This is a genomic window from Pseudomonas sp. AC112 (genome assembly GCF_979253545.1).
Genome location: NZ_CEEDCM010000001.1, coordinates 4962135 through 4981967, shown reverse-complemented (window position 1 = coordinate 4981967; position 19833 = coordinate 4962135). Strand labels below are relative to the sequence as shown.

The window sequence follows — 19833 nt, the reverse complement described above, 5'->3', positions numbered from 1 at the left end:
AAAAAGGTGCCCCCCGTATCCACGATGCGAAGCGAGTCGCTCTTGATCCTGCTTTTGATCTAAGGCGCCCCGTCAAACACGCTGGCCGTAATCCGACAGGGATTTGGGGGGTAAACCGGCAGGGATGCCGGTTTAGCCGCCCCGCGCCATGGATGGCGCGTGGCGGCGGCCCCCCAAATACCTGGCGGATTACGGGCACACCGAGCCTAGGCGAGGTGCCGAGTGTTGGGGCAAGAGCGTTTTGCTTACTTTTGCGCTCTTCAAAAGTGAGCCGCCGTAAGGGCGGAACCCATAGCAGCCGCTACCCAAGTAACGGATATGTACCCGGTCAGATCCAACATCCAGGCCGGCTGTCAGGCCGTCATCGCTGGCAAGCCAGCTCCTACAGTTGGATCGCGGGGCAACAGTTAGAGAGTGGTCGGCAGTCACAACAGCGTGCGCTCCAGCGCCTTTTTCCACGCAGCATAACGCCCCGCCATAGCAGGATCATCCTGCGGTTCAAACCGCTCCCGCTGCCGCTCCAGCGCGCCCAACGCGTCATCACTCCCCCACACCCCCAATGCCCTCCCCGCCAAGTGCGCCGCGCCCAGCGCCGACACTTCCGGCGATAGACTGCGCACCACCGGACGTTGCAACAGATCGGCCAAAAACTGCATCAACCAACGGTTACGCGTCGCACCGCCGTCCACCCACAACTCCTTCAACGGACTGCCGATGTCCTGCTGCATAGCCTCAAAGACATCCCGAATCTGATAACCAATCGACTCCAGCGACGCCCGCAGGATATGCGCGCCAGAGGTGGCTTCGGTCAGCCCGCAGATCAAACCGCGCGCATCAGCCTGCCAGTGCGGAGCACCCAGCCCGGACAGTGCCGGCACAAAATACACACCGCCATTGTCCGGCAGTTGCGCAGCCTGCTCGGTGAGCGCATCCAGGGATTCCCCCGCCACCAGGCGCGAGGCCCACTGCACGGCGGCGCCGGTGTGGACGATATTGCCTTCCATGCCAAAGGTGGGTTGGCCGCCGTCATGCCAGGCCAGTGTGGTGGACAAGCCATGAGTCGAAGCAATCGGGCCGCCCATGGGCGTCATCAAGGACGAGCCGGTGCCCAGCGTGGCTTTCACCAGCCCCGGCGCGAACCCGCCCTGCCCGTACAGCGCAGCGTGGGAGTCACCGATCATCGACATCACCGGGATGCCAGCAGGCAAACCACCCGCCGCGACGGTTTCGGCAAAAAAACCCGCGCTCGGCTGGATGGGCGCCAATGCGGCCAATGGAATCTTGAACAGTGCCAGCAGCGCCGGGTCCCAGGCACAGGTGTGCAGGTTGAACAATTGAGTGCGCGCCGCGTTGGAATAGTCGGTGGCAAACACCTGGCCGCCGCTGAGTTTCCACAGCAGCCAACTGTCCACCGTGCCCAGGCAGATATCACCGGCAGCGGCGCGCGCGTGGCCATCCTCAAGGTGGTCGAGAATCCAGCGAAACTTGCCTGCCGAGAACATCGGGTCCAAGGCCAACCCGGTTTTTTCCAGGATCAGCGCCTCGTGGCCCTGCTCATGCAACTGGGCACACAACGCGGTCGAGCGCCGACATTGCCAACTGATGCACGGCGACAGCGCTTCGCCGGTATGCCGGTCCCAGGCCACCACCGACTCGCGCTGGTTGCTGATGGCCAGCGCGGTGATCGGCCGATCCACCTGGCCCAGGCATTCTTCAATGGCGGCCAGGGTGCTGTGCCAGATCAGCAGCGGGTCCTGCTCGGAAAACCCTGGCTGCGGATGGGTGATGCTCAGCGGCCGCGAGCCCCGGGCAATCACCTGCCCGCGTTCGTTGACCAGCACCGCCTTGGCGTTGCTGGTGCCTTCGTCTATCGCCAGGATCAGCGGAGTATTGTCTGTCATCGCATTCACCGCAACCGAGTGGCAGCCGCCACAATCCCAGCCGCGTCGATGTTATGCAAGGCGCGGGTCGGTTCGCGGGCGCCGGCGGCGGCATATTCGCCATCACCGATGCCCAGGCGCACCAAGGCAATGCCCAGCCCGGCTTCGGCCAGTACTTCGGCGACCAGGCTGCCGACGCCACCGTTGATATTGTGTTCCTCGACGGTGATGACCGCCCGCGTGCCACTCAGGGCGCTGAGCAACACGTCACGCTGCAACGGCCGGATCGACGACAGGTTGATCACCTGCGCCTGAATCCCCTGCTCCGCCAGCAGCCGTGCTGCGTCCACTGCCTCATGCACCACCGAGCCCAGGGCGACGATGCTCACGTCCGCACCCTGGCGCAGGATATCCACCTGCCCCGGTACGAATTGGTAGTCGCCAGCGTGCACGTCCGGCAACGCCTTGCCATCGAGACGGATGTACACCGGGCCCTGGTAGCGCAGCGCGTAGTCGACAATCTGCCGGCATTCAATGGCGTCGGCCGGGGCAAAGATCTGCACGTTGCCAAAGCCGCGCATCACCGAAATATCGTCGAGGCTATGGTGCGTGCTGGCCAACGGGCCGTAACTGGCGCCGGCATTCAGGCCGAACATCTTGACGTTGGCCTGGTTGTAGCAAACGTCGACTTTGATCTGCTCATTGGCGCGCGAAATCAGGAAGGGCGCGGCGTTGCAGGTCGCGGCGATCTTGCCGCCCAGGGCCAGGCCCGCCGCGACGCTGACCAACGATTGCTCGGCAATGCCGACGTTGATCAGCCGCTCGGGAAAGCGCTGCACAAACGGGCCGATCTTGGCCGTGGAGGTGGAGTCACTGACCACCGGCACCACGTCCAGCCCGGCATCCACGGCGGCAATAAAGGCGTCCACCATGACGCTCGCCAGATGTTCACTCGCCATGACTCAACTCCTCCAGTGCCGCGTTGATTTCATCACCCTTGGGCACGCGGTGGTGCCATTCGGGACGGGCTTCGATAAACGAAACGCCCTTGCCTTTGATGGTGTGCGCGATCAGCACCTGGGGCGCACCGGTCTTGGTTTGCATGCTTTCCAGGGCCTCGATCAACTCGCCCGCGTCATTGCCGTCGCACTCGCTGACACGAAAGCCGAAGGCCGCCCATTTCTGGTCCAGCGGGTCGAGGGGCATGATGTCGGCCGTCAAGCCCGCCAGTTGCAGCTTGTTCTTGTCGACGATCACGAACAGGTTATCCAGGCCGTATTTCGCCGCAGCCATCGCCGCTTCCCAGTTGGAGCCTTCGGCCAGTTCACCGTCGCCGGTCAGCACGTAGATGCGTTTTTGGCTGCCGGACATCTTCGCCGCCAACGCCAGCCCCACCGCCACCGGCAAGCCGTGGCCGAGGGCGCCGGTATTAAGTTCGATGCCGGGGGTTTTCTGCCGCACCGGATGGCCCGGCAGGTGGGAGTTGAAGTGTTGGTAGGTGGGCAGCCAGTCCACGGGAATGTAGCCCGCCTGCGCCAGGCAGCAATACAAGCCGCCGACACCGTGGCCCTTGCTCTGGATATAGATATCGCGCTCAGGGTCTTCGGTGCGTTCCGGCCCGGTATTGAGAATGCGGAAATACAGGGTGGCGAGAATATCGGTTTCCGAGAGGTCGGCACCGGTGTGGCCGCCAGCCGGTGAGTCGGCATTCAGGCGGATCACGTGGCGCCGGATAAGGCGGGCCTGTTCTTTGATCTGGTGGGCGTCGTACTGGAAGGCATTCATGCAGCGGCTCCTTTGAGGCTGACCACGCGGGGTGAACGTGTGCAAAGCTGTATTTGAATATTTATTCAGTAGTGACAATATATTTCTATTTAGACGCCGATCGTTCAGCAGGTCAAGTGAGTGACCGGTGGAAAAATGAAATAAAACCGCGAAATACCCCTCGGACAAACGGCCAAAATCCCACCCGCGCTTATCTATCCCGTGGCTTTGCGCCAGGTGAAAGCAGCGACCTAGAGGCATACTGGAAAAATTAAGCGCTTGACTTTGCCACGGTGTCACTGGAATCTGAATTAACAGTCAAGCACGCATATATATTCAAGGCGCTTGAAAGCACTCCAAAAAAAAATAAATCAGGAGAACACTGTGGACGCCAAAGCTATTGTCCAGCAGCCGGCCGAACTCAAGCCGCCCCACCGCCCGCGGTTGGTGAAACTGCTTCCCAGCAATATCGGCGGCCCGCTGATCGGCCTGGTGTTGCTGGTGCTGGTTTTCTCCTTCAGTTCCGAATTCTTCTTCTCGCTGCGCAATGGCCTGAACATTCTTGATCAGGTCACGGTGCTGGGCATCCTCGCGATTGGCATGACCGCAGTGATCGTGATCGGCGGCATCGACCTGTCGGTGGGGTCGGTGCTGGCCTTCTCGATGATGATGCTCGGCTGGCTTTACCAGGACCAGGCGGTGCCGCTGGGGTTTGCGATCCCGATCTCGATTGCCAGCGGGATGCTTGCCGGGCTGGTGTCCGGTGGGTTGATCACCTATGCCAAGCTGCCGCCGTTCATTGCCACGCTGACCATGATGTCGGTGGCCCGCGGCCTGGCGAACATCCTCACCGAAGGCCGGCAGATCGTCGGCTACCCGGACTGGTTCACCAGCCTGGCCACGGTGCGTCACTTCGGGTTTCTCTCGGCAACCGTCGGGCTGTTCCTGGTGATGCTGGTGGTGGCCTGGGTGTTCCTGCGCTTTCGCGCCGGCGGCCGTAACCTGTATGCCATGGGCGGCAGCCCGGAGGTGGCGCGCCTGTCCGGCATCAAGGTGCGTGCGATCACCCTGTGGGTCTACGCCATCAGCGGTGCGCTGGCCGGTATCGCCGCCGTGACCCTGGCAGCACGCCTGGACTCTTCCCAACCCAGCGCCGGCCTGAGCCTGGAGCTGGACGCGATCGCCGCCGTGGTGATTGGCGGCGCCAGCCTCAGCGGCGGCGTCGGCAGCATCGGCGGCACCCTGGTCGGTGTGCTGATCATTGGTGTATTGCGCAATGGTCTGAACCTGCTCGGTGTGTCGCCCTTCATTCAACAAGTGGTGATCGGCGTGGTCATCGCCCTCGCCGTGACCATCGACACCCTGCGACGCCGCTCCAGCACTGCCCGTTAAAACCTGTTCGACAGTTGACACCCTCCAACAATAAAACCAGGAGTCACCGACATGTTCAGCCCCAAGAAACTGCTGTTGGCCACCGCACTAGCCGCTGCCACCCTTACCGCTGCCGGCACCACCTGGGCCAAGGACCTGACCATCGGCCTGGCCGTGGCCAACCTGCAGGCCGACTTCTTCAACCAGATCAAGCAATCGGTGGAAGCCGAGGGCAAGGCCAAGGGCATCAAGGTGATTACCGTGGATGCCCAGGGCAACTCCTCCACCCAGGTCAGCCAGATTGAAGACCTGATCACCCGCCAGATCGATGTGCTGATCTACATCCCGGCCGGTGCCACCGCCGCCGGTGTGCCGGTCAAGGCTGCGAAAGCCGCCGGTATCCCGGTGATCGCCGTCGACCGCAACGCCCCCGACGCGCCAGGCGATACCTTTATCGCCAGTGACAGCGTGGCCGGGGCCAAGACCCTGGCCGAGTACGTCGGCAAGCTCACCGACGGCAAGGGCCGCATCGCGATCCTGCAAGGCCAGCTCGGCACCACCCCCGAAAATGATCGTGCCAAGGGTTTTGAAGAGGGCTTGAAAGCCTTCCCGGACCTTAAAGTTGTCGCCCAGCAACCCGCCGAATGGGCCCAGGACAAAGGCTTCGCCGTGGCCCAGGACCTGCTCCAGCGTGACCCGAATATCACCGTGTTCTTTGGCCGTGCCGATGCCATGGCCTTGGGTGCCGCCCAGGCGGTGAAAGTCGGCAACCTTGATCACAAGGTCGTGGTGGTCGGTTTTGACGGTGACGTCGCCGGGCTCAAGGCCGTGGAAAGTGGCGTGCTGAACGCGACCATGACCCAGCAGACCCAGAAGATGGGCCGCCTGGCCGTGGCGTCGGCCATCGACCTGAAAGCCGGCAAGGCCGTGCCCAAGGAGCAACTGTTGCCCACCGTGCTGACCACCAAAGAAAACGTCGCGCCGTTCCTGCAGCAGCACCCGTAAGCCTTGGAGGTCGTCATGCAAGCAGCAGACCTGGACACCGCCCACGCCGACGCGGTGCTGTGCCTGCGCAATATCAGCAAGGCCTATGGGCCGGTGCAGGTACTGTCGCAGGTCAACGTGGACATTCGCCCCGGCGAAGTGTTGGCCCTGCTCGGCGAGAACGGCGCGGGCAAGTCAACCTTGTCGTCGATCATCGCCGGGCTGGTACAGCCTGAAGCCGGCGGCAGCATGACCTGGCTCGGCGCGCCTTACGCACCGGCCTCGCCCGGTGCGGCACTGGGCGCCGGGATCGGCCTGATCCACCAGGAAATCCGCCTGTTGCCGCAATTGTCGATCGCCGAGAATATCTTCGTCGGCCGCCTGCCCATGCGTCATGGGCGGGTGGACCGCGAGTACATGGAGGCCCAGGCGCAGATCCAGCTGGAGCGCCTGGGGCTCAAGGTGCCAGCGTCGCGCAAGGTCGAAGGCCTGAGCGTGGCGGCCCAGCAATTGGTTGAAATCGCCAAGGCGCTGACCCTCAAGGCCAGCCTGTTGATTCTCGATGAACCCACCGCCGCATTGGGCGGGGAAGAAACCGAGTTGTTGTTCAAACAGGTGGAACGACTCAAGGCCGAGGGCGTGTCGTTTATCTATATCAGCCATCGCCTGGAAGAGATCGCGCGCATCGCCGACCGCGTGCTGGTGCTGCGCGACGGTCGCCAGATCGCCTTGCACGCCACCGCCCAGGTGCCGGTGCGCGAGCTGGTGGAGCAGATGGTCGGGCGCAGCCTGGAGCGGATTTTCCCAGCCCTGCAAGCGCCACAGGAGCGCGTGATGTTGCAGGTCAAGGACCTTACCTGCCGTGAGTTCGCCTTGCACGGCATCGACTTCAACGTGCGCGCCGGCGAAGTGTTCGGCATTGCCGGTGTGGTCGGCGCCGGGCGGACCGAGCTGGTGCGCACCATTGCCGGCGCGGCGCGAGATATCCAAGGCCACATGGTGCTGGACGGTGAGGTGCGCCACCTGCGCTCGCCCCACGAGGCGATCCAGGCCGGTGTGGTGCTGGTGCCCGAGGACCGTAAGCAGCAAGGCGTGGTGGTGGAGCACCGCATCGAAGACAACCTGATCTACGGCAACACCGACCTGTTGGATAAACGTGGCTGGGTGTTCCCTGCCCCGCTGCGCGAATTCGCCCGCACGGCGGTGGCGCGGTTGGGGGTGAAGGGTGCGCCGCAGTCGCGGATTTCGAGTTTGTCTGGCGGTAATCAGCAGAAGGTGATCATTGCCAAGTGGCTGGCGCGCAATCCCAAGGTGTTCATCCTTGATGAGCCGACACGCGGCATCGACGTGGGCGCACGGGCGGCGATCTATGAAGTGATCGCGGACCTGGCGGCCAAGGGCATGGCCGTGATTGTGGTGAGCTCGGACCTCGATGAGGTGCTGGGGTTGTCCCATCGGGTGATGGTGATGAGCCGGGGCCGGCAGATGGGGATCCTGGCGCGTAGCGAGGCCACCCCGGTGTCGGTGATGGAAATGGCCACTGCGTAAGTGCCCTGCCCTCATAAACAACGAAGAACCCATGTGGGAGCGGGCTTGCTCGCGAAAGCGGTGTATCAGTCAACACATTCATTAGCTGATCCACTGCTTTCGCGAGCAAGCCCGCTCCCACAGTTTTGATCTGTGGTGTGTTCACTATTGGGAGTCGTGCATGCAACTTTTTAGTCTTCATGGCCAAGTCGCCTTTGTCACCGGCGCAGGCAGCGGCATTGGCCAGGCGATTGCCGTCGGGCTGGCCGAGGCCGGCGCGGATGTGGCCTGTTTCGATCTACCGGGCAGCCCCGGCATCGCCAGCACCGTCGAACGTATCCAGGCTCTCGGCCGCAAGGCCTTGGCCCTGAGCGGCACGGTCACCGAACGCGCCGCGCTGGATGCAGCGGTAGCGCGCACCGAAGCCGAACTCGGCGCATTGAGCGTCGCCGTCAACTGCGCCGGCATCGCCAATGCCCAGGCCGCCGAAGACCTCGAACTGCAACGCTGGCAAACCACCCTGGATATCAACCTCACCGGCATCTTCCTCAGCTGCCAGGCCCAGGCCGCCGTGATGTTGCCTCGCGGCAAGGGCGCCATCGTCAATATCGCCTCGATGTCCGGCAGCATCGTCAACCGCGGCTTGCTCCAAGCGCACTACAACACCTCCAAGGCCGGCGTGATTCACCTGAGTAAAAGCCTGGCGATGGAATGGGCCGACAAGGGCTTGCGCGTCAATTGCATCAGCCCGGGCTACACCGCCACGCCGATGAACTCGCGCCCGGAAGTCGCCGACCAGGTGAAGATCTTTGAACAGACCACGCCCATGGGCCGCATGGCCAGCGTGGAAGAAATGGTCGGCCCGGCGATTTTCCTGGTCAGCCAGGCCTCGTCCTTCTGCACCGGTGTCGACCTGCTGGTCGATGGCGGCTTTGTCTGCTGGTAACCCTGGGAGCCCTTGTCATGTCGCAACGATTCAGCGGTAAAACTGTAGTGATCACCGGCGCTTGCCGGGGCATTGGCGCCGGCATTGCCGAGCGTTTCGCCCAAGAAGGCGCCCACCTGGTACTGGCTTCCAATGACCTGGAACGCGTGACCTTCACTGCTGACCAACTGGCCCAGGAATACCACGTCGACACCCTGGCCCTGGCCATCGACGTCACCCGTGAAGACGATATCGAAAAGCTCTACCGCGAGGCCCACGCACGGTTTGGCAGCATCGACGTGTCGGTGCAGAACGCCGGCATCATCACCATCGACCACTACGACAAAATGCCTCGCGCCGATTTCGACAAGGTGCTGCAGGTCAACACCACCGGGGTGTGGCTCGGCTGCCGGGAAGCGGCCAAGTACATGGTCAAGCAAGGCAGCGGCCGGCTGATCAACACCTCTTCCGGCCAGGGCCGCCAGGGGTTCATCTACACGCCCCACTACGCCGCGAGCAAAATGGGCGTGATCGGCATCACGCAAAGCCTGGCGCTGGAACTGGCGCGGCATAACATCACGGTGAACGCGTTCTGCCCCGGTATCATCGAAAGCGAGATGTGGGACTACAACGACCGGGTGTGGGGCGAGATCCTCAGCACCGACGAGAAACGCTATGGCAAGGGTGAATTGATGGCCGAATGGGTCAGGAACATTCCCCTGCGCCGCGCCGGCAAACCCTCGGATGTCGCGGGCCTGGTGGCGTTTCTCGCGTCGGACGATGCGGCCTACCTTACCGGCCAGGCGATCAATATCGACGGCGGCCTGATCATGTCGTAAGGGTTTGGTATCCTCACGGCCATTGAGTCATGCCTTTTACTATAAAGAGCCCTGAGGCCTTCATGAGCCAGATCGAAGAACAGCGCCTGATCACCAAGATCGCGAGCCTCTATTACGAAGAAGGGCTCAAGCAGTCCGAGATTTCCGCGCAACTGGACCTGTCCCAATCCTTTATCAGCCGCGCCCTGCGCCGGGCGCTGCAGGACGGCGTGGTGAAGATCACCGTGATGCGCCTGCAAGGCCTGCACCTGGAGCTGGAAACCCAATTGCAACGCCGCTACGGCGTGCGCCGGGTCATCGTGGTGGAAGCCACCGAGCCCGGCAATGACGAGAGCATCAAGCAGGCCATCGGTTCGGCTGCCGCCCACTACCTGGAAACCAGCCTGTCGCCCCAGGACCATATCGGTATTTCGTCGTGGAGCAGCACCATTCGCGCCATGGTTGGCCACTTGCACGCGCAACCCGGCAAACAGGCTGCCCAGGAAGTGGTACAACTGTTGGGTGGCGTCGGCCACAAGGGGGCGTTTGAAGCCACCTTGCTCACCCAGCGCCTGGCGACCCTGCTCAACTGCCCGGCGTTTTTGCTGCCCTCGCAAAGCATCGAGCAATCGGTGGAGAGCAAGCAGCGCATCGTGCAGATGGAAGAGGTCAAGGAAGTGCTGCAGCGCTTTGACAGCATCACCCTGGCGATTGTCGGCATCGGCGACCTGGAGCCCTCGCAACTGCTGCGCAACAGCGGCAACTACTACACCGAAGACATGCTGCGCCTGCTTGCCGAACGCGGCGCGGTGGGCGATATCTGCCTGCGCTACTTCGATGCCCAGGGCAAGCCGGTGCTGGAGGAAGACGAAGAATTCGTCGTGTCGGTGGCGCTGCCCAAGCTGCGCGCCATCCACCGTGTGCTCGGCCTGGCCGGTGGGTTGAACAAGGTCCAGGCCATTCGTGGCGCGCTCAAGGGCGGCTACCTGGACATCCTGATCACCGACCTGGACACCGCACAGGCCCTCAACCAATAACCTTCTTTGGAGACCGCCGCTCATGACGTCCAAGCTCGAACAACTCAAGCAATTCACCACCGTGGTCTGCGACACCGGCGACCTGGAAGCCATCAGCCGCCTGCGCCCGGTGGATGCCACCACCAACCCTTCGCTGCTGCTCAAGGCCGCAGCCATCCCGGAGTATGCCGAGCTGCTGCGCGGTGCGGTGAGCCTGTCCAAGGGCGATGTCGACCTGGCCTGTGATCGCTTTGCGGTGTCGGTGGGTTGCGGCATTCTTAACGTGATTCCGGGGCGCATCTCCACCGAGGTCGATGCGCGCCTGTCCTTCGACGAAGAGGCGCTGTGGGCCAAGGCCAACCAGTTGATCGCGCTGTACGACCAGGCCGGCGTGGGTCGCGACCGCGTGCTGATCAAACTGGCCTCCACCTGGGAAGGCATCCGCACCGCCGAGCGCCTTGAAAAGGCCGGGATCCAGACCAACCTGACCCTGTTGTTCTCGTTCGTCCAGGCCGCTGCCTGCGCCGACGCCGGGGTGTTCCTGATTTCGCCGTTCGTGGGCCGCATCTATGACTGGTACCGCAAGCACACCGGCCTGGACTACACCGGTGGCGAAGACCCGGGCGTGCAGTCCGTGACGCGGATCTACAACTACTACAAGGCCAACGCCATCAAGACCGTGGTCATGGGCGCCAGCTTCCGTACCCTCAGCCAGATCGAACAACTGGCAGGCTGCGATCGCCTGACCATCAGCCCCGAGCTGCTGCAAAAGCTCGATGAAGACCAGGGCGTGCTGGAACGTCAATTACACCCGGGCGCGGTCGGCGAGCCGCGCCAGACCCTCAACGAAGCGCAGTTTCGCTGGGGCTCCAACGAGGACGCGATGGCCACCGAGAAACTGGCTGAAGGCATTCGCCAGTTTGCCCGCGACCAGGAAAAACTCGAGGCGGTCCTCGCAGCACTATGAGCCCTGCCCTGCCGCTCAGCCAGCCACGCACCCTGGTGTTCCTGGCCTACCCCCAGATGGGCCTGCTCGACCTGACCGGCGCCCAAACCGTGTTCTGGGCCGCCACCAAGGCCATGGCAGAACGCGGCCTACCGGGTTACGTGATGCACACCGCCAGCCTGGTCGGTGGCCTGACACCCGCCCTCCCTGCGCCGGCCAGCCCACTCCTTGCTGCCCCGGTCACTCCCGAGCGCCCGCCAAAGCTGTTTAGGCGGGCGTTTTTTTGCTGCACTCATCCATAGAGCGTGCGGCTATCGCCCCCATCACCCCGCCCACGATTGGCGCCAGCCAGAACACCCACAGCTGCGCAATGTACTCAGCGCCGGCAAACAGCGCCGGCCCGGTACTGCGGGCAGGGTTCACCGACGTATTGGTCACCGGTATCAGCACCAGGTGAATAAGGGTCAGCGCCAGGCCAATCGCGATCGGCGCAAACCCCGGGACAGCGCCCGGCGCGGTCACGCGCATGATGATGAAGACAAAGAAAAACGTGGCGATCAGTTCGGCCAGCAATGCGGCCTTGATGTCGAAGAGACCGGGGCTGAGCGGGCCATAGCCATTGGCGGCAAAGCCACCCAAGGCGAAATCGGGCTGCCCATTGGCGATCAAGTACAACGCAGCCGCGGCGGCAATCGCGCCGGCAACCTGCGCGACGATATACGGCAGCACATCAGTGCCAGGCACGCGGCGCCCCGCCCATAAGCCAATGGTCACCGCCGGGTTGAAGTGGCCGCCGGAAATGCCCCCCACTGCATAGGCCATGGTCAACACCGTGAGACCAAACGCCAGCGCGACACCCACGAAACCAATGCCCAGGCCGGGAAATGCCGCCGCCAGAATGGCGCTGCCACAGCCGCCGAAGGTCAGCCAGAACGTACCGATAAACTCGGCGGTCAAACGCTTTTGCACAATCGACTCCATTGCTGTTCAAGTGCCGTCACCACAGGGCGTGGGCGGTCCTGGGCGACGGTAGCAATGGGTATCAGAATGGCCTGTAAGACTTGTCTGGCCGTTGAACAGTTGATGCCTGGAACACAAAGCAGATCCAACGCTGCTTAGTCGCGCGCCACGCCCTGCCCAAATTTGCGAATCGCCAGGCAATACCCAATCAATGCCAGCGCCGCCAGCAAACCACCCGCCGCGCCTATCCAGGCGAAGCCGAAGCGGCTGCCGACCCAACTGCCCATCAGCGCGCCGCCGCCGATGCCGATATTGTAGATACCGGAGAACATCGCCATGGCCACGTCCGTGGCATCCGGCGCCAGTACCAGCACCTTGGACTGCATCGCCAGGCCGAAGCCCATGATCGCCATGCCCCAGAAAATGCTCAGCACCACCAGGTAGGATTCGGCGCCACTCAATGGCAGCAGCAACGCCAGGCACGCTGCCAGCAGGAACACTGCGCCGACCACGAACAGGTGCGGGTTGAACCGATGCACCAGGCTGAACAGCAGCGAGCCGATGATGCCCGCACCGCCGAACACCAGCAGGATCAGGGTCACGGCGCTGCCGCTCATGCCGGCCACGCCCTCGACGAACGGTTCGATGTAGCTGTAGGCGGTGAATTGTGCGGTCACGGTCATGGCCGTGAGCACGTACAACGCGACCAGCGCCGGGCGCTTGAACAGCAGCGGCAGGCTGCGCAGCGAGCCGGAGTTCTGGCTCGGCAACAGCGGCAAGGTGCGCGCCAGCCAGAACACCAGCGCGGCAGCGAAGGCGCCGATGACCAGGAACGTGGTGCGCCAGCCCATGGCTTCGCCCAGCAGGCGGCCCAGGGGAATGCCGAGCACCATCGCCAGGGAGGTGCCGGTGGCCAGCAGGCCGAGGGCCTGCACTTGTTTGCCTGCCGGCGCCAGGCGTACGGCGAGGGACGCGGTGATCGACCAGAACAGCGCATGGGACAAGGCAATGCCGATACGGCTGACCATCAACAGCCCGAAGCTGGTGGCGACACTGGAGAGGATGTGGCTGACGATAAACATGCAGAACAGCACGATCAGCAGCTTGCGCCGTTCGACGTTGCGGGTCAGCAGCATCACCGGCAACGAGGTCAGGGACACGATCCAGGCGTAGATGGTGAGCATCAGCCCGACGCTGGAAACAGGCATGTCGAAGCTGGCGCCGATGGCGCTGAGCAGTCCGACGGGCACGAATTCGGTGGTATTGAACACAAAGGCGGCCAACGCGAGGGCGATGACCGGCTGCCAATTGGCTTGGGGGGTTGCGGCTGAAATACTCATTGAACGGCGCGGTACTCTGACGTTGATCAAGCGGGAACGGTGATCAAGCGGCCACTCAGGACGAGCGCCGCCGCCGAGCATTCTATAGGTTTCTGGCCCGGCTGTTGATGCGGATCGTCGCCCCAGGGCTCAAGGCGACGTCAGCGTGATCACGTAATTACCCGACTGAATCAGCTTACCGGCGCCGTCCACCAGCAGATACTGCTGGTGGTAGCTACGCCCGCAGACGCTGTCCGCCACCAGCCGCACATGGGCCGCGTTGACACTGGCGACCGGCGCCAGCTCGCGCACATCCAGGTGATTGCCATGGCTGGCCTGGGCACAGCCATTCAATTCAATGACCGGGCCGCTGCGCGCATTTGCCGCACAGCCAGGCTCGACGATGCTGCCCCTGAACTCGATCGTGCCCCGCGCCACGGTTTGCGCCGCACCGCACGCCCCCGCCCATAGGCACAACAGGCTGGTAAACACCGAAATACCTTTAATGCTCATGGCGACACTCTTTACTGGGCTGTTACCCACTAAGTCGTCTGGCCGGGCATTTACTTGAGGCTATTCGGCAAAGGGAGTGACATCAATCAGGGATCTACCTGCCCCATCAATTGCGCAATGCTTTCCGGCCGCTTGGCATAACGCTGGGCCAACGCCGCGCAGACCATCAACTGGATCTGGTGAAACAGCATCAATGGCAGGATCAGCACGCCCATGGTCGCCCCGGCGAACAGCACCTGGGCCATCGGCACCCCGGTGGCCAGGCTCTTTTTCGAGCCGCAGAACAGGATGGTGATGCGGTCTTCCTGGTTAAACCCGAAGGCCTTGCCCAGCACGCTGGACGCCACCAGCACCAGGGCGAGCAACACGCAGCAGGCCACCACCAGGCCGCCGAGTTCCCACAATGGGATCTGGTGCCAGATGCCTTCGTTGACCGCTTCGCTGAACGCGCCGTAGACCACCAGCAGGATGGAGCCCTGGTCGACGAATTTCAGCCAGGATTTATTGCGCCCCACCCACTCGCCGATCCAGCGACGGGCGATCTGCCCGGCGATGAAGGGCAGCAGCAACTGCACGCTGATTTTCAGGATCGCGTCGACGGTCGAGCCGCCCTCGCCGTGCACGTTGAGCAGCAGGGTCACCAGCAGCGGCGTGAGGAAAATACCAAACAGGCTGGACGCCGCCGCGCTGCAAATCGCTGCGGGGATATTGCCCCGCGCCAGGGAGGTGAAGGCAATCGCCGATTGCACCGTGGCGGGCAAGGCGCAGAGGTAGAGCATGCCCATGTACAGGTCGTTGCCAATCAGCGGCGACAACACCGGCTTGAGCGCCAGGCCCAGCAGCGGGAACAGCACAAAGGTCAGGCTGAACACCAGCAGGTGCAGGCGCCAGTGGCCGGCGCCGGCGACGATGGCCTGGCGCGACAGCTTGGCGCCGTGCAGGAAAAACAGCAGCGCGATGGCCAAGTTGGTGACCCAGCCGAAGGCCACGGCGGTCTGGCCGCTGGCAGGCAGCAGGGAGGCGAGGATCACCGTGGCGATCAGGGTCAGGGTGAAGTTGTCGGGCAGGAAACGGGGGCGAGTCATAAGCAGGATCTTCCGGGGGTTGCCAAGAGCGTCGTCGCGACTCTAACGTAACGGCCTGTTACCGACTAACGCCAATGAGCCAGTAAATGCCGCCTAAAGGACATGCCAACACCGTGCGCCGCAGTGTGCCCGGGCTTTCCAGCCTGCCACGGCCGGTGTATGGGCGCACCGAATCCTTACCCAACCGCGCATTAACCCGTCGGCACAGCCACCCGTGGGTGCAATTGTCCTACGCGATCTCCGGGGTGTTGGAGATCCAGACCAGCGTCGGCCGCTTCGTGGCGCCGCCCCAACGCGCGGTGTGGATCCCGGCGGGTATGCCGCACCGGGTGTTCAGTTCGCCCCACACGGAAATGCGCAGCCTCTACCTGGATTGCAGCGTTACCACCTGGGCGGCCGAGCGCTGTCATGTGTTGGAGGTAAGCAGTTTGCTGCGCGAGCTGATCCGCAGCTTCAGCGAACTGCCGGTGGAATATGCCGAGGACGGGCCGGATGGGCGCTTGGCCCAAGTGGTGCTGGACCAGTTGGCCGCCGCGCCACAGGTGGACCTGATGCTGCCACTGCCGCTGGACCCGCGCTTGCGGCAGATCTACCGCAGCCTGAATCTGCACCCGGAGCAGCAAACCACCTTGGGGCAGTGGAGCCAGAAGCTGGGGGTGAGTGAGAAGACCCTCAGTCGGTTGTTCTTGAGTGAGACCGGGCTGACGTTTCGGGCATGGCGCCAGCGCTTGCGCCTGCTGACCGCCCTGCCCGCCCTGGAACAAGGCGAACGGGTGACCGATGTGGCGCTGGGCTGTGGGTATGAATCAACATCGGCGTTTATCAACGCATTTCGCCAACAGTTCGACGCCACGCCCGGCGAATTCTTCCGCTGAAAACCTGCGCCATTATGTAGGAGCCGGCTTGCCGGCGATGAGGCCCTCCGAATCTGCACAAGGCTTGAGGTCGCTATCGCCGGCAAGCCAGCGCCTACCAATGCGGGGTGGGGTCAGCTGCCGTTGCCGCCGTGGGCCTCTTCGAAGAAGTAGTCCTTCCAGCTCGCGGCCTTGTTTTTCAGCACACCCAGTTCCTGCAATTTCTCGGCGTAGATGTAGGTACGCTGCGGCACGATGGTGAAGTCGATCTCCGGGTCCTGGACGATTTTCTCCACCAGATCCAACGGCAGCTTCGACTGTTCTACGCGGATATACGCCTTGGCGGCGGCGGGTTTGTCGGCCTTGATGATCTTCTCGGCTTCGGCCAGGGCGTCATAAAACGCTTGGTAGGTCTTGGGGTTCTCGTCGTGGAATTTCTGCGTGGTGTACAGCACGTTGAACGTGGCCTGGCCTCCGAGGATGTCGTAGGAACTGAGCACCTTGTGCACGTTCGGATTGAGCAATTCCTGATACTGGAATGGCGGGCTGGAGAAATGCGCGTTGATTTCCGAGCCCCCGGCAATCAGTGCCGCGGTAGCATCGGGGTGAGCCAGGCTGATGGAGATGTCGTCAAATTTCTTGTAGTTGGCATCGCCGAACTGCTTGGCGGTCTCGATCTGCAGGGTGCGCGACTGGAAACCCACACCGGCGGCGGGCACGGCGATGCGGTCTTTCTCGGTGAAGTCCTTGAGGGTCTTGACGTTGGGGTTGTTGGTCAGCAGGTAGTTGGGCATCGATCCGAGGGAGGCAATGGCCTTGACGTTCTGCTTGCCCTTGGTGCGGTCCCACAGGGTCAGCATCGGCGGCACACCGGCGGAGACCACGTCGAGGGCGCCGGCCAGCAGCGATTCATTCATGGCGGTGGCGCCGGAAATGCTGTTCCACTCCACCTTGATATCCAGGCCCTGTTCCTTGCCGTGCTTTTCGATCAGGTTCTGGTCGCGCACCACGTCTAGGATCAGGTAGCCGATGCCGAATTGCTGGGCGATGCTGATCTTGCCCTCGGCCTGGGCACCGGGGCTGAGCAAGCCACTTGCGGCAGCCAGGGAAGCGGCCAGGAGAGTCAGGGAGGAACGCTTGGAGGTCATGGGGTCTGCCGCGCTTTTGAGAAGGTGAGCGAGGGTAGCCACGATTTTTAAGACGGGAAAAGAATATCGGGTTCTATTGTTATGCAAATACCCCACAAATGGGCGCCCGGCTGTTATTGTGCCGCGCTTTGAAAAGCTACCGAACACTGCGAGGAAATGGCCGTTGAACACTGACGAAAAAATGACCGGGGACCTGTTCGAGGTCGATAAGCGCCTGTCACTCAAGCCCGTGGTGGACTTCAACGCTTATTTGCGCAGCGCGTTCGGCGACGGCCCGTGCACCTGCATTCGCTGCACGGCCAGCCAAGGTGATGAAGCCGGCTATGAATTTCAGCACACCTTCACCTTCGACGGTAAACCCAGCCAACGCCGCTTCGCCTCCACGGCAGGCAGCGATGTGTTGCAAGCGTTGAAGAAAGCCTGGCTGTCGTACACCAAGGCCGAGCTGGCGAGCAGTGGCTCGCTGGCGCTGGATACCGTGAAAGAGTTCGTCGAGCCGCAATTGCACAACCGCCTGGCGCCCCTGTTTCTGGCCAGCGGCCTGGTGAAGGACGTGGACGGCGAGCTGCACCTGCAACCCCAAACCGCCGCCTGATCACACCCCTTGTAGGAGCCGGCAAGCCGGCTCCTACAGGTAGTGCGCTGGCGATTAATCTCCACCGCAACTCTGGGCCAGCAGGCGGTCGACGACTTGCCGCAGACAGGCTTGCTCATCGGCGCCCGAGGCCTGGGCGGTGGCGTGGCAGTGCAGTTGATCGACGGCACTGTTGCCGCACGCCAGCAACCTGCGCAAATCGCCGAACAACGGTGCCTCGCCCATGGTCTCGGCGGTGGCCGCGAAGGTGTGTTCCGCCTGTTGCAACCACTGCTCAGCAGTGCCCATTGTGCCCTGGTCATCCAGCGCAAAGGTGCCCGCCGCGCCGTAGCGCTTGGCCTGCCAGCGGTTCTCCTTGAGCAGCCAGCGCGCCTCGGCGGTGAACTTGGCACCGGGCTTCTCCAAGGCGCAGGCGTGGGTGACCATCACCCGAAACAACGTTGCCAGCGCCAGGGCGTCCGTCAGCCGGGGGCAGGCGTCGGTCATGCGCAGTTCCAGGGTCGGATAGCGCGCCGCCGGGCGAATACCCCACCACCCATTGCCATCGACCTTGATCGCACCGACGCGCTGCAACAAAGCCAGGTAGCGCAGGTACGTCGCCCAATCCGCGAAATGTTCTGGCACGCCCATGCGCGGCCACTCATCACAGGCGGCTTGGCGATAACTCATGAAACCTGTGGGCGCGCCGTCCCAGAAGGGCGACGAGCAACTGAGCAGCAGCAATAACGGCAGCCAGGGCGAGACCTGGTTCATCACCGCGATGCGGTCGACACTGGCAGGCACCTCGACATGCACATGCAACCCGCAGAGCACACTGCGGCGCGCCACGTACTGGATGTCGTCGAACAGCTGCTGGAAATGTGCACGCTCCGTTGGCCGTTGCTCACGCCACGCCGCCAGGGGATGGCTGCCGGCACACACCACTCCCAGGCCGAAATCAGCCAGGGATCGGCTCAGGTTGTGGCGCACCGTGGCCAGGTAATCAGCGGCTTCGTTGCTGGCCTTGAACACGGGGGAAGCCACCTCGATCTGGCCCTGGAACATCTCATACGCAAAGCCTTGGCCGATCGCCTGCCGACAGGCCGCCAGCACCGCCGCCGAGGGTTGGCTGACCAGGCTGCGGGTGTGCAGGTCGGTAATGAAATATTCTTCTTCGATACCAAAGGTGAGCATGGCCGTCAGCGCAAACGGGTGACGGTGAGCGCAACCACGGCAATCCGTTCCACACGTTCGTAGCCAGGCTTGGCCAACTCTTCGCCAAACACGTCGGGGTCCAGTTCGCGGTAGGTCCAGCCAAAGGTATCGCTGCCAAGCAATGGCTTGACCGCCGCCAGGAACGGGTCCTCGCCGGCGACAATCGCCACGCCGGTGTACAGCACCAGGCTGCCGCCGAGGGCCAGGCGCCCCAGGGACTCGCCGGCGATACGCACCGACAACTGTTCACCCAATGCCCCGCCACCATGGCGATAGGCACGCTGGCGGTCATCATTCATGTACGGCGGGTTGGCGACAATCAGGTCGAACTCGCCCTCCACACTTGCCAGCACGTCGCTGTGGTAGGCACTGATATTGGCCAACCCGGCCAGCTCGGCGTTCACTGCGGTCATGCGCAGGGCGCGCGGGTTGATGTCCACCGCGAGCACCTGTGCCTCGTGGTGCGCGCGGGCGATCACCAACGCACCGACGCCGGCGCCGCAGCCGATGTCCACGGCGCGCTTGACCGGTTCGAAGCGCTGTTGCAGATGGGCTTCGATTACCTGGGCAAAGCGGTAGCTGTCCGGTCCGAAAAACACTGCATCGGACTGGGTGGTGGGGTACGCGGAATGCGCGAACAGCAGATCGTCCAGGCTCGACCATCGCACCGCACTGCGCCATAACGAATCGTGCTTTTCGATGACATCGGCTTGCTGCAATTCCTCACGGAAGGCTTCGGGCAACAGCGTGTTGTCAAACGGCATCGACCAGCCGAACACGTCGCGCAGGTCCGTCGCCAGCGGCGCGGCCAGGCGTTGATAGACGCGTTCATGGGTCAAGGGCGTTGGGGTGACGAAACGGTAGCCGCTCTCCTTCAGCCCCCGGCCCAGGTTCAACAGGGCGCGGTCGGCAAGTTGTTGTGCAGACATGGGGG

General features: G+C 63.1%; 19 protein-coding genes and 1 pseudogene. 10 read left to right on the top strand and 10 right to left on the bottom strand.

Annotated elements, in window-relative coordinates; genetic code table 11:
- Positions 1 to 425: 425 nt before the first annotated feature.
- Genes AC0IYN_RS23195 through AC0IYN_RS23185 form a run of 3 tightly spaced genes read right to left on the bottom strand, consistent with a single transcriptional unit; the run spans position 426 to position 3665 of the window.
- Positions 426 to 1901 carry an FGGY family carbohydrate kinase gene (locus tag AC0IYN_RS23195; protein WP_457239486.1) on the bottom strand — a complete coding sequence of 492 codons (1476 nt, stop codon included), beginning with the start codon at positions 1899 to 1901 and terminating at the stop codon, positions 426 to 428.
- Between the two features lie 5 nt (positions 1902 to 1906).
- Entirely contained in the window at positions 1907 to 2839 is a 933-nt protein-coding gene (locus AC0IYN_RS23190; RefSeq protein WP_457239485.1) for a transketolase family protein, read from the bottom strand.
- Complete coding sequence (locus AC0IYN_RS23185; RefSeq protein WP_457239484.1) at positions 2829 to 3665, bottom strand: transketolase; 837 nt, start codon at positions 3663 to 3665, stop codon at positions 2829 to 2831. Before AC0IYN_RS23185 ends, AC0IYN_RS23190 begins: the two co-directional genes overlap by 11 nt.
- A 363-nt stretch (positions 3666 to 4028) precedes the next feature.
- On the opposite strand from AC0IYN_RS23185, the gene AC0IYN_RS23180 reads away from it, so the two are divergent.
- The 8 genes and pseudogenes from AC0IYN_RS23180 to AC0IYN_RS23145 form a co-directional block, all read left to right on the top strand.
- Positions 4029 to 5036, top strand: coding sequence for an ABC transporter permease (locus tag AC0IYN_RS23180; RefSeq protein ID WP_471843421.1), 1008 nt, complete (start codon positions 4029 to 4031; stop codon positions 5034 to 5036).
- 51 nt (positions 5037 to 5087) lie between these two features.
- Positions 5088 to 6020 (top strand): sugar ABC transporter substrate-binding protein, encoded by a 933-nt coding sequence (locus tag AC0IYN_RS23175; RefSeq protein WP_034106571.1) that lies wholly within the window; start codon positions 5088 to 5090, stop codon positions 6018 to 6020.
- A gap of 15 nt (positions 6021 to 6035) precedes the next feature.
- Positions 6036 to 7547, top strand: coding sequence for a sugar ABC transporter ATP-binding protein (locus AC0IYN_RS23170; RefSeq protein ID WP_471843419.1), 1512 nt, complete (start codon positions 6036 to 6038; stop codon positions 7545 to 7547).
- 160 nt (positions 7548 to 7707) lie between these two features.
- A complete protein-coding gene (locus AC0IYN_RS23165; RefSeq protein WP_471843417.1) occupies positions 7708 to 8472 on the top strand; it encodes an SDR family oxidoreductase in 765 nt (254 codons plus the stop codon).
- A 17-nt stretch (positions 8473 to 8489) separates the two neighbouring features.
- The gene (locus AC0IYN_RS23160; RefSeq protein ID WP_457248472.1) at positions 8490 to 9290 is read left to right on the top strand and encodes an SDR family oxidoreductase; all 801 of its coding nucleotides are present in this window, start codon (positions 8490 to 8492) and stop codon (positions 9288 to 9290) included.
- Between the two features lie 62 nt (positions 9291 to 9352).
- Complete coding sequence (locus AC0IYN_RS23155; RefSeq protein WP_078048907.1) at positions 9353 to 10306, top strand: sugar-binding transcriptional regulator; 954 nt, start codon at positions 9353 to 9355, stop codon at positions 10304 to 10306.
- A 22-nt stretch (positions 10307 to 10328) separates the two neighbouring features.
- Positions 10329 to 11252: a transaldolase gene (gene tal, locus AC0IYN_RS23150; protein ID WP_457248471.1), complete on the top strand. Its 924-nt coding sequence runs from the start codon at positions 10329 to 10331 to the stop codon at positions 11250 to 11252.
- Positions 11249 to 11431 (top strand): annotated as a pseudogene (locus AC0IYN_RS23145) (AraC family transcriptional regulator); the annotation flags it as partial. The gene tal and the pseudogene AC0IYN_RS23145, both read left to right, overlap by 4 nt.
- 67 nt (positions 11432 to 11498) lie before the next feature.
- Here AC0IYN_RS23145 and aqpZ read toward each other — a convergent pair.
- From aqpZ to AC0IYN_RS23125, 4 genes are all read right to left on the bottom strand, one after another.
- Positions 11499 to 12212, bottom strand: coding sequence for an aquaporin Z (gene aqpZ / locus AC0IYN_RS23140; RefSeq protein ID WP_457248470.1), 714 nt, complete (start codon positions 12210 to 12212; stop codon positions 11499 to 11501).
- Between the two features lie 134 nt (positions 12213 to 12346).
- Positions 12347 to 13531 (bottom strand): sugar transporter, encoded by a 1185-nt coding sequence (locus AC0IYN_RS23135; protein WP_457248469.1) that lies wholly within the window; start codon positions 13529 to 13531, stop codon positions 12347 to 12349.
- Positions 13532 to 13660: 129 nt separating this feature from the next.
- The gene (locus AC0IYN_RS23130; protein WP_471843413.1) at positions 13661 to 14023 is read right to left on the bottom strand and encodes a type 1 fimbrial protein; all 363 of its coding nucleotides are present in this window, start codon (positions 14021 to 14023) and stop codon (positions 13661 to 13663) included.
- An 86-nt stretch (positions 14024 to 14109) separates the two neighbouring features.
- Entirely contained in the window at positions 14110 to 15108 is a 999-nt protein-coding gene (locus tag AC0IYN_RS23125) for a bile acid:sodium symporter family protein (protein WP_457248467.1), read from the bottom strand.
- A gap of 86 nt (positions 15109 to 15194) precedes the next feature.
- Between AC0IYN_RS23125 and AC0IYN_RS23120 the strand changes: the two genes are divergently transcribed.
- Positions 15195 to 15983 carry an AraC family transcriptional regulator gene (locus AC0IYN_RS23120; RefSeq protein ID WP_457239476.1) on the top strand — a complete coding sequence of 263 codons (789 nt, stop codon included), beginning with the start codon at positions 15195 to 15197 and terminating at the stop codon, positions 15981 to 15983.
- Between the two features lie 113 nt (positions 15984 to 16096).
- Here the strand turns inward: AC0IYN_RS23120 and AC0IYN_RS23115 are convergent, their stop codons facing one another.
- Complete coding sequence (locus AC0IYN_RS23115; protein WP_471843410.1) at positions 16097 to 17110, bottom strand: ABC transporter substrate-binding protein; 1014 nt, start codon at positions 17108 to 17110, stop codon at positions 16097 to 16099.
- Positions 17111 to 17273: 163 nt separating this feature from the next.
- Here AC0IYN_RS23115 and AC0IYN_RS23110 point away from each other — a divergent pair, with 163 nt between their 5' ends.
- Positions 17274 to 17705: a hypothetical protein gene (locus AC0IYN_RS23110; RefSeq protein ID WP_457239474.1), complete on the top strand. Its 432-nt coding sequence runs from the start codon at positions 17274 to 17276 to the stop codon at positions 17703 to 17705.
- Positions 17706 to 17759: 54 nt separating this feature from the next.
- On the opposite strand, the gene AC0IYN_RS23105 is transcribed toward AC0IYN_RS23110, so the two are convergent.
- Together AC0IYN_RS23105 and AC0IYN_RS23100 are read right to left on the bottom strand one after the other, a co-directional pair.
- Positions 17760 to 18878 (bottom strand): carboxylate-amine ligase, encoded by a 1119-nt coding sequence (locus AC0IYN_RS23105; RefSeq protein ID WP_457248466.1) that lies wholly within the window; start codon positions 18876 to 18878, stop codon positions 17760 to 17762.
- A 5-nt stretch (positions 18879 to 18883) separates the two neighbouring features.
- A complete protein-coding gene (locus AC0IYN_RS23100; RefSeq protein WP_471843406.1) occupies positions 18884 to 19828 on the bottom strand; it encodes a methyltransferase in 945 nt (314 codons plus the stop codon).
- Between the last annotated feature and the right edge of the window lie 5 nt (positions 19829 to 19833).